This is a genomic window from Heliomicrobium gestii (assembly GCF_009877435.1).
GTDB lineage: Bacteria > Bacillota > Desulfitobacteriia > Heliobacteriales > Heliobacteriaceae > Heliomicrobium > Heliomicrobium gestii.
In genome coordinates, this window is the sequence record NZ_WXEX01000002.1 from 222,159 (window position 1) to 236,133 (window position 13,975).

Below are 13,975 nucleotides of genomic sequence, written 5' to 3' on the forward strand. Positions count from 1 at the left end.
CTTTCTCCTAACTCACAACGGTAGTGTAATCTCGATTATAAAGTCGCCATTCTCTTCATAAGCATTGATTTCTCCATTTTGCTCCTCGATAATCTTTTTACAAACCGTAAGCCCAATTCCAGAATGAGATTTTTTAGTTGTGAAACCAGATTTAAATATATCTTCCACCTTTGTATTACTCATTTGTGTATTTGGATTGCTAACCAATATGCGGATTTTACCTTTTGTTTTATTTGTTTCTAAGTATACTTCTTTTTTTTCCGAGCAAAACTCTTCAACCGCATCAAATGCATTATCAATTATATTCCCCAGTATTTTAACCATTTGATAAGATTTGATTTTTAAACCAGATAAATCATGAAGTATATTTAATACTAATCTGATTCCCTTTTGTTCTGCTTGTGCAAGTTTTACTCTTACAACCGCGGCTATAACGGGATCGGCTATTCTAAGAACAGTATTTAAATCTACTGCCTCTTTTACTAATCCTTTCATATAGCCTGAAGCTTTCTCCATATTATTCGTTATTATCAATAAGTTTAATGTATGTAAATGATTTGAAAAGTCATGCCGTTGAGCTCTGAACGCAAGAAAAAGATCGTTTACCTGTTGTAAATATGTATCATTAACTTCTTGCAGTGTCCCTATTAGGACATGCCTTATTAAATATCTTATTAGAAATATTTCAGATATTAAAAAACCGGAACTAAAGAGCCAGACAATCGAGCTAATATCAACATTATTACCAGGTTCAAATGCATCGTAAAATACCGAAAAACTTATGTAGCCCAATAGCAGTAATTGAATAAACACTATTACTAAAATACGACCGTATTTTTTTATCAAGGCGGACAATCCATCTTCATTCCATAGAACAAATTTCTTATTAAATGATATTATTGCCAATAGAGCGAGAAACAACGTGCTAAAGAAACCTATTTCCAATGTATGGTCGACAAAATTTAGTTTTGTGCCTAGAAGCGCAGAGTATAAACTAGATACAACTGCAATGAAACTAGTTTGAATTACAATTATCGAAGATAATATTATCATATTGAGACTTATTGCAGTGGGTAATTTAAGATTAAGCAGATAAAAAGAAAGAGTGACAAAACCCGCATAATTAATAAATATTCTTATGGATACTGGTATCTCAATTGCATACAATCCCCATGTTACAACAGCTTCAATTATAGAGAGAAGAGTAACCCGTTTTATTGCCTTTTTATTGTTTAATATACTCAATAATTGAGATGCTAAAAAGTTCGCAGCTAAACTCTCGGGGATAGAAACAAGAAAAAACGCTAGTATTTTATGTTGATCAATCATTCCATACACCCCATATGGTTTCCTATTATCCAACCGCGAATGGACTATTTTATGGCTCGAAACCTTGCTATTTCGATCATGTACAAACTCCTTGAGGAGACTAGATACTCTACTTTCACTCGAATATATGGATTATCGTGGAAAATAATTAAAATCTTCTTTGGCTTTAAATTGTACTACAGTTCTAATGTTGAAATTTGTCGGTTATTGCCGCCTAACGATTATTTTTAAGCAAATAACTTCTGTGAAGACTCCAATCTGCATTCTTAAATATTACATCGATAACTTGTTTCTTCTTGCACGTCATTTATTTTATAGGTTAAACTGGATTAACAGCCCGGTGCCTTCAATTATTAAATCCGCTGGAGGTCTGCCCATGACACGCGTTACCATCGAACTCGTTCCTCGCTCCGAAGATGCGCTCATCTCGGAACTCGAGATGGTTCAACAAGAGTTCCCTCAGATCATGGGAATCAATATCCCCGATTTGCTGCGTTTTCCCCTGCGCAGTTGGGACGCCTGCACCTGTGCGAAGCGCTACTTTTCCACGGCTATCCCCCACATTCGAGCCATCGATCTGAATCCCGATGCGCCTCTCCAAATGGCAGAACAGTTGCAGCGCGATGGGATTTCAGAAGTTCTGATTGTCACGGGTGATCCGCCCCATGACATGTCCCGGAAGGTATATCCCACGACCAGCATTGATGTGATCCGCCGGTTTAAGCGAGAACTGCCAGCCATGAAGGTCTATGCGGCGATCGATCCCTATCGGTACAGCTTGCGGCAGGAATACGACTATATCAAACGGAAGATTGATGCCGGCGCTGACGGATTCTTCACACAGCCATTTTTTGATCTTCGCTTTATAGAGATCTACGGAGAAATGCTCGAAGGACAACAGGTTTTTTGGGGCATATCTCCGGTGACAACAGAAAAGTCAGCCTGCTACTGGGAAACAAAGAACCATGTCGTCTTTCCGGCAGGATTTCAGCCCACCTTTGAATGGAATATCAACTTTGCCCGAGAAGTCTTGGCATACATGGCGCAAACCAAAACTAACGTCTATTTCATGCCAATCCGGACAAACATACGAACCTACTTGCAGGGGATCTTCGGCGTTTGATCATCTTCCATCTTCCATCTCCCATCCCCCACTGCCGCCCCGATCCCGGGGCGCGTCACGTTTTTTTAATATTCTAATTCTTAATCTTCCAATTATATAGCTGCGTATCTGCGCATATAACCGCGAAATGGGCTCATGGAACGGATGTCTTTTCCACAGTGAGAACAGCGTAAAGAACGCGCAGGGGAACGTGGACGCGAAAGGGGGTGAGCGCTGTGGACATTCCCTTTGAAAACCTGTCGGGCATTGTAAAAACCATCAGCCGTATCCTACCCTGGGATGTCTCCATCGCCATATCAGAAGACACTCGGTTTGTCTACTATCTGCCCAGTTCGACGGTCGATCTAAAAATCAAACCGGGCGATCCGATCAAAGCAGGCAGCGCGACCATGCAGGCCCTCAATGCCGGCGGGCCTATCTCTATGTACATGGAGGAAGACCTCTATGGCGTTCCCTATTTTGCCATCAGCACCCCCTTGCACGAACTGGGATTGGAGAAATCCTGCCTGACGGCGGTGATCCCGCCCTTTTTGGCCAACGAGATCGTCAAACTGCCCCGCCATAAATTCCTCATCGGCAAGACCGACGAGAAGTGGATCCCCATCCCCCTCGAAGAGATCACCTACATCGACTCAGAAAACGGGCGCACCCGCATCTTCACCGATGACGACCAGTTCACGAACAAACACACCCTCTTTGAACTGGAATGGTTGTTGCCGCGAAACCAGTACATCCGTTGCCACCGGGCTTACATCGTCAACGTGGACAAAATCACTGAGATCTTGCCCGACTTCCACTCCACCTTTCTCCTCTCTCTCAAGACGAAGCGCAAGACGCAAATCCCTGTCAGCCAACGGTACGCCAGCCATTTTCGCCGCCTCATGGGCTTTTGAAGGGCTGGTCTTTCACATCGGACGACGTTTATTCTCGTTTACCCCTTCAAATTCTCGCTTGCGCAAAAATGGCTGAAAAGCGCAAACTTTTCGTGATATTCTCCTGCTTGGTTCTTCATTTTTATAGAATACATATAGGAGGATTTTGAATGCTTTCCCAACGCTTGCGCTATGCCGCACTGCAAGATCGCGTCGTAACTGCAGAAGAAGCGGCGTCCTGGATTGAGGACGGGATGACTCTCGGCATGAGCGGATTTACCGCCGCTGGCGACGTTAAAGTGATCCCCTTGGCTTTGGTCGAGCGTGCGAAAAAACTCGGAAAGCCGTTCAAAGTCAACGTCTATACGGGGGCGTCCATAAACTCCAAGATCGACGGCGTCCTGGCCGAATCGGGAATTGTGAACATCCGCCTCCCCTACCAATCTGAAAAGCGCATGCGCGCCGCCCTCAACAACGGTGACGTCTGCTATATCGACCAACACCTCTCCCATACGGCGGAACTGCTCCGCTCTGGGGCCATTCCGCCCGTCGACGTGGCGCTGATTGAAGCGATCGCCATCACCGAAGAGGGGTACATCGTCCCCACCACCTCTGTGGGCAACTCGCACATCTTCGTTGCTCAGGCCAAAGAGGTCATCATTGAATTGAATATGGCCCAGCCCCTGGCGCTGGAAGGCCTCCACGACGTGTATGACCCCGGCCATCAAGGTCACCGTCAGCCGATTCCTCTGACCGAAGCGGGCCAGCGCGTCGGCACGACGGCCATCGCTGTCGACCCCGCCAAGATCCGCGGCATCGTCATCACCAACCAACCCGATGTCAGCTCGGCCATCGTCCCCCCGGACGAAGAAACGGAACAGATGGCCCAGCACCTGCTCAACTTCCTCAAGGACGAAGTGGCCGCCGGTCGGCTCGGCCCGAACCTGGCGCCGCTGCAATCGGGTGTCGGCTCTGTCGCCAACGCCGTTTTTCATGGCTTCCTCAACTCGGAATTCCGTGACCTGGAGGTCTATTCGGAAGTCCTGCAAGACTCGGTCTTTCAACTGCTCGACGCCGGCAAGATCAAGATGGCCTCCGGCTGCTCCTTCACCCTCTCACCGAAAACCAACGAGTTTGTCATGGAAAACCTGGACAAATACCGCGATAAACTGGTCCTGCGTCCGCAGGAAATCTCCAATAACCCCGGCCTGATCCGCCGCCTCGGCCTGATCGCCATCAACACGGCCCTGGAGGTAGACATCTACGGCCATGTCAACTCGACCCATGTGATGGGCACCCAGATGATGAACGGCATCGGCGGCTCCGGCGACTTCGCCCGCAACGCTCGCCTCACCTTCTTCTGCACCAAGTCCTACGCTAAAAACGGCAAGATCTCCAGCATCGTGCCCATGTGCTCCCATGTGGACCACACGGAACACGACGTGGACATCATCGTCACCGAACAGGGCCTGGCTGACCTGCGCGGCCTCTCTCCCCGGGAGCGGGCCAAACGGATCATCGATAACTGCTCGCACCCCTCCTACCGCCCCCTGTTGCAGGCCTACTACGAGGAAGCCGTCGCTCGTGGCGGCCACACGCCTCACATCATTGAAAAGGCCCTCTCCTTCCACGCACGGTATGTGCAGACGGGGTCGATGTTGGAGTAGGCGGAATCCAATGCAAGCATGAATTGAACGTAAATCGAACAAAACGAGGGAGTTGGATCCATGATCCGACTCCCTCGTTTTTTCATTCCAATGCCCTGTTTATTCCGGCATGCCGCTTCCGGTGCTTCGTGCCCAAAGCATCCCTGATGCCTTTTGGCAAGTGTCCGACGTAAATTACGAATGCATTGGGATGTTTTCAAACAGCCTGGCTACACAGGCGTATCCGCCTGATTGATAAAGTATAACCCCACCAGACAAAGGGCGATGCCGAGCACTTTTTTCGCCGTCAGGGCCTCGCTGAAGAACAACACCCCGATCGGGATGATCAACAAGGCAACAGCGGTATTGGAGATAACGGGGGCGACGCTGATGTTGCCGCCGGCGCGGTAGGCGATCAAAAAGCCCATCTCCAGTCCAACGATGGAGAGTCCCAGGGCGATGCTCGTCCAGTTTACCTTGCGCAGCGATTCCATGAGTCCCCCCTCCTGGCTGAAAAAGGGGAACAGGAGTATACAAGCGGTCATCGCGGTCAGATAGGTCGTTGCCAAGGCCACAACAGGATTACTGTTCTGCGGCGTAATTTTCAAGAATAGATGGTAGGCAATGTTGGCGATGATGGTGAGTCCAATGGCGAGATAAAACAACAACAGTGACCGTTCCCTTCTTTCGACATTCCCAGCCATCATTGTAACAGATTTATCGCCTATGACGCATCCACCCCGCCCATTGCAGGAGGTGCCCCTTATACTCGTTTACAAGGTCCGTCCGTGTTCTCTGCATTCACACTTCTCCGGCTTCCGCGCCCTATCCCCCTCTGTTACGCTCCTTTGCGAAGGCTTGTGGCCAACCCATAGCCGAGGATCAACGATATTAGCACGATAAACTGCGGCTTTCCATGAACCAAATGATCATGGATCCATCCGTAAAACGATGTACCGAAGGAAAGGGCGCCATAAAACCAGACAACCCATAGGGAAATCACCAGTAGAGGTGCGGCGAATCCGAGCAGGCGCATGCCATCCATTCTCCAACGGCCCTGTCTTTGCGCTTGCCGGTACAGGTGATCCAGGCCTAAAGCGACACCGCTCAACAGATACATGGCACAGGTGAGCAGCGCCCCTTCCAGTCGTCCCCCTGCGCCTGACGCCACCTGTTCTCGCCAGTGGGATTCCACGTTCGCGCTGGTCATGAGCGACAGGATCACCACCAGGAAGTGAAGGACATTCCTTACAAAAGGAAAATCACCCCTTTTATCCACATTATCCACAGTTCTCACATCATTCACATTGCTCACATTACCCACGTTCCACACATTATCCCCATTATTCACAGAAGCCGGCTTATCCACGTCACCCACATTGTCCACACCTATCCCCTCCTCACGGACTCAAACAAGAAAACACAACGTCATCTTGGCATAAGATTACATCTAAATTTTAGCGATATATCTATATTTTTTCAATAGCACTTGCACTATCCTGCCTTATCTGCCCCTCCCTTTGCCCTTTCCCTTTGCTCGATGCTCGATTTCCGATATTCGATATTCGATATTCGATATTCGATGGTCGTTGTTCATTGATCGTTGTTCATTGGTCATTGGTCGACGCTCTCTGTTCGATACCCGATTTCGATTCCACACAAAAAAGCCAGGGGTATCGCCCCCCAGCCGCATAGAATCCCCTGCCCGTTAACGTACCAAGATTTTTTTCGCGCTCCTCAACTGCCCCGGTTCAAACCGTATTGTTCGATCAGCTTCTTCGCATCGTCATCGTACTGGTCGCAGTAAGCCGCAAATTCTTCGCCAGAGAGATACTCCGCCGGCTGACCGATCCGTTCCATATCTTTCAGATACTCCGGATCCTTGCAAATGTTTCGGAAACCGTCACGAAGCTTTTTGACGATCGCCGGATCGGTTCCGGCCGGCACAGAGAAGCCCCGTCGTATATCGGAAACAAAGGGGTAGCCCAACTCCTTGAAGGTAGGCGCCTCTTTGACCATGTCGTGCCGTTTTTCGGCGGCGATGGCCAGGGGGCGCAGCTTGTCGAGACTGCGCATCATATCATTCAGGTTGCCGATGATGGCGTCCACATGACCGCCCAAGAGAGCCACATTCTGATCGGCCGACCCCTGAAAAGGCACCGGTGTGACGGTGATGCCGAGGACATCCTGCATCTTCAACAGCGCCATATGGTGACCGGTGAAGGTGCCGACGATGCCGACGGTTAGCTTTCCTTCTCGTTTCTTCGCCTCGGTGATGAATCCATCGAGATCATCCACACGGCTTGCCTTATTGACGATGAGCATCTGGGGATCGTTGACCACCTGGGCGATGTGGATGAAGTCATCCTTCTTAAAGGTGGCCTGCGGGCTGAGCGATTGAAGGATAAAATGGGGCGCATTGATCCCGCCGATCGTGTACCCGTCGGGGCGGGCCCGGGCGATCTCGGTGAAGCCAACCTGTCCGCCTGCGCCCACCTTGTACTCAAAGGCGATGGGCTGGTTGAATTGTTTCTTCCAGTACTTTTCGACGATGCGCGCCTGAACGTCACTGGAACCGCCGGCAGTAAAGGCGATGACCAGGGACACGGGCTTGGTCGGATAGTCGCCGGGAGCGCCGGCGCCTGTCTGAGTTGTCCCTTTGGCGCAGCCGCCCACCATCAGGAGAAAGGCCAGTAAGAGGGCGATGGCGGCCAGCTTGCGTGGCATTGAAGGCATCATCGAATTTCCCTCCATTCCCAAGAAAGGGTCAACCGTCCTCAGTGATCGCCGGTGGTCCGCCACGGCCGCTATTGCGGAAGCGACCATAGAGGGACAGCGACGTGAGTCCCAGGGCCAGCAGCAGCAGAGACAGACTGATCGGCCGCTGCAAGAGGATGGTCAGACTCCCCTCTCCCATGCTGAGAGTCTGTTTGAGCGACGTTTCCAGCATGCCAGCGAGAACGGTCGTCAGGATGAGCGGCGCGGCAGGCATGTCGATCTTGCGCATCCACCAGCCGAGGAGACCAAAGAAGAGGGCGATCCAGACATCGAGCAGTTTCTCGCGGACGCTGTAGGCGCCGATGAAGGAACAGACCAGAACGACCGGCGCCAGCAAGGGGTAGGGAACCCGCACCAGGCGCGCCCAAATCCCGACCAAGGGCAGGTTGAGCACGACGAGGATGACATTGCCGATGTACATGGAGGCGATGATCGCCCAGACGAGGTCGGCGTTCTTTTCAAACAGGGTGGGTCCCGGCTGCAAACCGTACATCATGAACCCGCCGAGGAGAACCGCCAGGGCGGGTCCGGAGGGAATGCCGAAGGAAAAGAGCGGAACGAAGCCGCCGCTGGTGGTGGCGTTGTTGGCGCCTTCCGGAGCGGCCACCCCCGAGAGGCTGCCTTGACCGAATTCTTCCGGTTTTTTGGCCAAGCGCTTTTCAGCGTCATAGGCGACAAAAGCGGTCACGGCGGGACTGCACCCCGGCAACAGCCCCAGAAAAAAACCGATGACGGTGGAACGGAGCATCGCTGGCAGGGTCTCGCGGATATCAGCCCAAGTGGGCATGAGACCCGTCAGCTTTTTTCCGTACACTTTAACGGTTGGGTTTTCTACATTGGAGAGGATTTCGGCAACGGCGAAAAGGCCGATGACGACACTGATGAAATCAATGCCAGACATGAGGTCCACCTGGCCGAAGGTAAACCGTGAAACACCGGTGATCGGGTCCATCCCGACCATGGCCACCAAAAACCCGAGAAGCGCCGAGATCAGCCCTTTGACAAAGGAACGCCCCGTCAGGTTGACAACGACGCTGAGGGCCAGGCACATCAGGGCCACGTATTCGGGCGGGCCAAAGCGAAGCGCCCAACCGGCGAAGGTGGGAGCGAAAAAGGTGAGGCCGATCAGGCTCAACGTACCGGCAACAAAGGAGGAGATGGCGGCGATGGCCAGGGCCGGGCCCGCCCGCCCCTGGCGGGCCAAGGCGTATCCGTCCATGGCCGTGGGCACCGACGCGACCTCGCCGGGGATGTTGACGAGAATAGCCGTGGTGGAACCGCCGTACATGGCGCCGTAGTAGATCCCGCAGAGCATGATGATGGCCGGGGCGGGATCGAGGATGAGCGTCAACGGCAACAACATGGCGATGCCCGATGTGGGACCCAATCCCGGCAACACGCCGACAAGCGTCCCCAGCAGGCAGCCGAGGAAGGCGAAAAACAAATTGACCGGCGTCAGGGCATCGGCAAAACCGTGGATCAGCGGCGTCATGTATTCCAACGGCATCGCCTCCTCGCTACCGATAGGCCAAGATCAGAACCCGCTCCATCCGACCGGCAAGGGCAACGCAAGCAGTTCACGAAAAACGAGGACAGTAGTGGCGCCGAGCAAAGCGCCATAGAGCACACACCGCCACCAGGCATACCGTCCCAGACGGCGGGTGAGCAGGGTCACCATGCCAACGGTTGCGCTGCCAAACCCGAGGACATCCATGGCGAGCACGTATACGGCGACGAGAAGAAAAAGTTCTGCCACGGCCAGAAATTCTCCGTGCGATACGATCGGCCCCCGCATCTCCGAATCCGAAGTATTTGGATAAGTCGCTTCCTGCGCCTGCGTTTCCTGATCCCTTTTTTCGTTATCCTTTGTATCGTTGCCCTTTGTTCCCCGGCCCTTCGTTTCGTGGTCCTTTGTTTCGCGATCCTGCATTTCCCGCTCTGTCGCTGCCAGTTCCTGTCCCTCATGATGTTGCGTTTGCGATGCAAGGCCGCCGCCCTGTTGCCATTGCCTCTCTCTGCCCCACTCCTGCTGCCCGATTCGTCCTCTGCTGGCAAAATAATCTTTGAGGGCGCGAGCCGTCAGCAAAAGGGATAAGAAGGCGAGCAACAGCCCGATCCACAAGGGCAAGACACCCGGCGCCATGCCGGCGCCAACAGCGCCCCGGGGCATCGCCGCAGCCGATACGACGGCGGCGACGGCCAACAGAAAACACGCAACGCTTGAGGCCATCTCCGCCTGCCACATGTCGCTCACCTGCCAGGTCGGTCGACCCTCGACCCTGTTTTTCTACGGGGTGTTGTTCAAGCCGTATTTCTCAATCAATCCCTTGGCTTCAACAAAATACCGGTCACAGTAGGCGGTAAAATCCTCGCCGGAGAGGTACTCGGCCGGTTGCCCGATCTTCTCCATGTCTTCCTGGTAGCCGGCGTCCTGGCAGATTTTCCGGAATCCCTCACGCAGCCGCGCCACCGTCTCCGGATCGGTTCCGGCGGGCACGGAAAATCCACGGCGGATATCGGAGGTGAAATCATAGCCGAGTTCCTTGAAGGTGGGCACATTGCGGATCACAGAGTGGCGTTTCTCCGAGGCGATGGCGAGCATGCGGAACTTCTCCATGCCGCGCATGACATCATTGAGGTTGCCGATGATCGCGTCCACCTTCCCCTCTGCCAGCGCCTTGGTCTGATCAGCAGCCCCTTCGAAGGGCACGGCCGTGAACGACAGGCCAACAAGATCCTGCATCTTGAGCAGCGCCAGATGGTGACCGGAAAGGAAGCCGACGACGCCGACGGTCATCTGCCCCTTTTTTCGCTTCGCTTCATCAATCAATTCGTTCAGACTGCGGATCGGGCTGGTTTTACTGACGATGAGCAACTGCGGGTCATTGACCACCTGGGCGATATGGATGAAGTCATCCTTCTTAAATGTCGCCTTGGCGCCGAGCGATTGCAGGAGGATGTGGGGCACGTTGACGCCGCCGATGACAGAGCCGTCGGGACGCCCTTGGGCGATGGCCGTGAAGCCGACCTGCCCGCCGGCGCCGGTCTTGTACTCGATGGCCATGGGCCGGTTAAAATACTTTGACCAGTACTTTTCGACGATTTTGGCCTGGATATCGCTTGAACCGCCGGCCGGAAAGGCGATGATCAGGGTGACCGGCTCAGCCAAGCCGCTGCCAGAGGTGTTTTTACCGCCAATCTGGGCGCATCCCACAATGAACGACGCAAGCAACAGAGTCAGCGACAACAAAGCAATGGGCAAAAGCCTCAGCGCGCTCCATTGCATCCTCTTTCCCACGGGCGTCCCTCCCATGATCTCCAATGGATTGGCAACCAAATCGGCAAGCCGGATCAAGGTGAAGCAAATGTATGTCCACCGCAACCGGAAAAGTCCTACACCGTTACCGACTCATGGGAGCCGTTGCCGGTGAACAGTGTTCAACCTGTTCATCGGGTCACTTATTATATATGGGATCGCAAATGATTTATTCCCATAAAAAAAAAGCCGCCATCCGGCTGACGGATTCGGCTCTCATTCGGCGCTGCATCGAAAAACCGGTTCACTTCTCGGGAAAGTCAAGACCAAACCCCTTCGTGTCTGTCGACCCCCTGATCGTCACTTTGGCCTCGACAGTGAGCACCGCTCCAGAATCCTGGCGACGGTTATCGCCCGGACAATACCGGAACGCCAATTCTCTGGCGCCGATGATATCGATGCCCCGTTGTTTCTCACGCTCGTAGAGGGCTTTGCACCGGGACGCGATGAGATCTTCCACGTTCTTTTCCAGGGTGCTCAATTGTTCGTTGGTAAAGGCGGTGCGCACCTCTGTCTCCCGGATCAGGGCTTGACAGGAGATGCGTTTCCAGACGGAAAGAGACGTTGCGGATGGGCTCACCTGTTGCGTCGTATCGCTTTTGGTGAGCAGTAAGGTAACGTGCTTATCCTGCACCGTCGGATGAGGCACGCTGATAATGGCGCGCCGGATCTCGTCGCGCAAAAAGTTCAGGTATAAGGTCTCATCCGTGGAGATCGTGTCCTTCAGGCGGTAGTCTTGGAGCAGGGCGATCCCCTCGACAGAGACTTTGTCCTCGTTCAGGTGACGCTTCACGGTGATCAGCGGCAACATGGTCAGATGGTCGCCAATGAGGCTTTGGGTCAAAAACTCGCGGATGTTCGTGTCCAGCGTCTTGGAAGAGACGGTTTTCGCCGTGCGCAATAGTTCGTAGAGATAGATACCCACATGCTGTTCGCCTTTTAGTTTGACATTCATCAGCGCCTCGGGGTCGCCATCATAAATCAGCACATTGGTGCGCACCAGAAACTCTTCGCGGCGATCAAAGCTATCGATGAAGGTTTCTAATCCCCGCTCAGCCGCCCGCCGGGTAAAGAGCAGCGTCCGGTTCTGAGTAAAATTCACCCGCAGGGCCGACGATTCACTCAGTTGATTGATGGCTTCGCCGACCGTTTTGGCCTGGGTTTTAAAAATCAGCCGTTGCATCACCTGCGTTTCTTTCGTCGACCCTCGCTGCGGGTGAAAAGCTTCAAAGTACAGGATCGGCGAACCGTCTTCCGCCACATCGACCAGGACGGCGCTCGTAAAGAGCACTTTATCGATATCCTGATAGCTGAAACACCCCGCAAGTGTCGCGCTAACACCGATCAACAGCAGCAACAGCCTGCTCATGGCCTCGCCACCCGGTCAGCGGCAGGTCGCGCCTTTCTCATCGACAGCCCCCTCCGAACCATTACCGCAACAGGCGGTAGGAGATGTGCCGGAGATCCCCTCGCAGCACCACATCCTGTGAGGATAGATTCAGCTTTTTCACCGTTCCGATGGGATAGAGATAGGGATAGCCGCAACTGGATAGGGAGCCCAGGTGCGCAATGAGCAGGACCGCACAGATCCAAAAGCCATGCAACCCCAGTATCGTGGAGGAGAAGATAAAGATGACGGCACCTATCGTCACAGAGCCGTTCAGTTTTGGATTGAGATAGGAAGCGGTGGCGAAAATGCCGGTGATGACGATGGTGATCTCCGATGTGAGCCCGGCGCCGATGGCCGCTTCCCCGAGGATCAAGGCCGATACGATGCTGAGCGGTTGGCCGATCGTCGGCGGCAGCCGCTTGCCGGCCTCTCGGGAGAACTCAAAAAACGCCATCATTAAAAGCAGTTCCATCACCGTCGGGAAGGGCACCCCCACCCTAGAGGAAGACATGCGGATCACAAAGCGGATGGGAATCAGCGAGTGGTGATAGGTGACGAGGGCGATATAGAACCCCGGCAATAAGACCGCCACCAAGTAGGCGAAGAAGCGAAGCAGCCGGTGGAAATTGACCATGTACTTGTTCAAATAGTAATCGTCAGGGGCGTGAAAGTGTTCCACAAAAAAGTAGGGGGCGGTGATCGCGCTGGAACTGCCTTCCACGAGAATGACGATCTTGCCTTCAAAGAGTTTCGCCGTCACCGAGTCCGGCCGTTCCGTAAAACCGACCGTATCGAACATGGTCCATTTGTGCTTGATCTGTTCCTCAATAAAGCTGGGGTCGGTCAAATACTCGATCTCCATGGCGGTTAACTTCTTGCGCATGGTTGCGATCAGCCTGGGGGGAGCAAGCCCCTTGATGTAGGCCAGCACCACCGGCGTATTGGACTGTTTCCCCACCTGGAAGACCTCAAGCACGAAATCTGGCGTTTTGATTCGCTTTCGCAGCAAGGACACATTGTCCATGAGCTCTTCGTTGAAGGACTCTTTTGAGCCTCGGATGACGGGCTCATTCGTCGATGTTTCAACAGCCCGTGTGGCGATCTTCCGGGTATCGCAAAAGAGCGCCTCCGCGAAACCGTCAAAGAGCAGGACAACATTGCCGGAGAGAATATGCATGACCGCATCTTCCGGGGATTGCACATCGCCGACAACGCCCGCGAACAGGACTTGGCCTTTCACCTCATCCACACTGAGCGGCGCCCGGCTCATGGCCAGGAGTGGGAACACGATGTATTCGCTGATGGCCCCCAAGTTGGCCATGGTGTCGGCAAAAAAGAGGTGCATCGTGGCCCCCGATACCACCACCTGTTTGTGCTTGATATCAAAGCTGTTTTGCAGCTTGTCCTGAATATAATTCAGGTAGTCCGTTGTCGTCATTTGGTCACCTTGTTGTTGTCGTATTATCGTCATGTTGTCGCCTTGTTGTCGTCGCCGTGTCTTTATCTTGTCGCCGCGTCGCT

12 protein-coding genes are annotated in these 13,975 nt (G+C 53.1%); 3 read left to right on the forward strand and 9 right to left on the reverse strand.

Annotated features, from left to right (window positions below; all coding sequences use genetic code 11):
- Nucleotides 1–12 precede the first annotated feature (12 nt).
- Nucleotides 13–1,329, reverse strand: coding sequence for a sensor histidine kinase (locus GTO89_RS03040; protein ID WP_161260597.1), 1,317 nt, complete (start codon nucleotides 1,327–1,329; stop codon nucleotides 13–15).
- A gap of 376 nt (nucleotides 1,330–1,705) precedes the next feature.
- Here GTO89_RS03040 and GTO89_RS03045 point away from each other — a divergent pair, with 376 nt between their 5' ends.
- From GTO89_RS03045 to GTO89_RS03055, 3 genes are all read left to right on the forward strand, one after another.
- Nucleotides 1,706–2,452 (forward strand): methylenetetrahydrofolate reductase, encoded by a 747-nt coding sequence (locus GTO89_RS03045; protein WP_161260598.1) that lies wholly within the window; start codon nucleotides 1,706–1,708, stop codon nucleotides 2,450–2,452.
- A gap of 215 nt (nucleotides 2,453–2,667) precedes the next feature.
- The gene (locus tag GTO89_RS03050) at nucleotides 2,668–3,345 is read left to right on the forward strand and encodes a LytTR family DNA-binding domain-containing protein (protein ID WP_161260599.1); all 678 of its coding nucleotides are present in this window, start codon (nucleotides 2,668–2,670) and stop codon (nucleotides 3,343–3,345) included.
- 149 nt (nucleotides 3,346–3,494) lie between these two features.
- Nucleotides 3,495–4,991 (forward strand): acetyl-CoA hydrolase/transferase family protein, encoded by a 1,497-nt coding sequence (locus tag GTO89_RS03055; protein ID WP_161260600.1) that lies wholly within the window; start codon nucleotides 3,495–3,497, stop codon nucleotides 4,989–4,991.
- Between the two features lie 209 nt (nucleotides 4,992–5,200).
- Here the strand turns inward: GTO89_RS03055 and GTO89_RS03060 are convergent, their stop codons facing one another.
- From GTO89_RS03060 to GTO89_RS03095, 8 genes are all read right to left on the reverse strand, one after another.
- Nucleotides 5,201–5,638, reverse strand: coding sequence for an EamA family transporter (locus GTO89_RS03060; protein WP_161260601.1), 438 nt, complete (start codon nucleotides 5,636–5,638; stop codon nucleotides 5,201–5,203).
- A gap of 170 nt (nucleotides 5,639–5,808) precedes the next feature.
- Complete coding sequence (locus GTO89_RS03065; RefSeq protein WP_161260602.1) at nucleotides 5,809–6,357, reverse strand: hypothetical protein; 549 nt, start codon at nucleotides 6,355–6,357, stop codon at nucleotides 5,809–5,811.
- Nucleotides 6,358–6,707: 350 nt separating this feature from the next.
- Nucleotides 6,708–7,709 carry a tripartite tricarboxylate transporter substrate binding protein gene (locus tag GTO89_RS03070; RefSeq protein WP_235920198.1) on the reverse strand — a complete coding sequence of 334 codons (1,002 nt, stop codon included), beginning with the start codon at nucleotides 7,707–7,709 and terminating at the stop codon, nucleotides 6,708–6,710.
- A gap of 28 nt (nucleotides 7,710–7,737) precedes the next feature.
- Nucleotides 7,738–9,240, reverse strand: a complete 1,503-nt coding sequence (locus tag GTO89_RS03075; protein ID WP_235920212.1) for a tripartite tricarboxylate transporter permease — start codon at nucleotides 9,238–9,240, stop codon at nucleotides 7,738–7,740.
- 42 nt (nucleotides 9,241–9,282) lie between these two features.
- Nucleotides 9,283–9,978, reverse strand: a complete 696-nt coding sequence (locus GTO89_RS03080) for a tripartite tricarboxylate transporter TctB family protein (RefSeq protein WP_161260604.1) — start codon at nucleotides 9,976–9,978, stop codon at nucleotides 9,283–9,285.
- A 57-nt stretch (nucleotides 9,979–10,035) separates the two neighbouring features.
- The gene (locus GTO89_RS03085) at nucleotides 10,036–11,046 is read right to left on the reverse strand and encodes a tripartite tricarboxylate transporter substrate binding protein (RefSeq protein WP_161260605.1); all 1,011 of its coding nucleotides are present in this window, start codon (nucleotides 11,044–11,046) and stop codon (nucleotides 10,036–10,038) included.
- Nucleotides 11,047–11,308: 262 nt separating this feature from the next.
- Nucleotides 11,309–12,433: a Ger(x)C family spore germination protein gene (locus GTO89_RS03090; protein WP_161260606.1), complete on the reverse strand. Its 1,125-nt coding sequence runs from the start codon at nucleotides 12,431–12,433 to the stop codon at nucleotides 11,309–11,311.
- Between the two features lie 61 nt (nucleotides 12,434–12,494).
- Entirely contained in the window at nucleotides 12,495–13,892 is a 1,398-nt protein-coding gene (locus GTO89_RS03095) for a spore germination protein (RefSeq protein WP_161260607.1), read from the reverse strand.
- Between the last annotated feature and the right edge of the window lie 83 nt (nucleotides 13,893–13,975).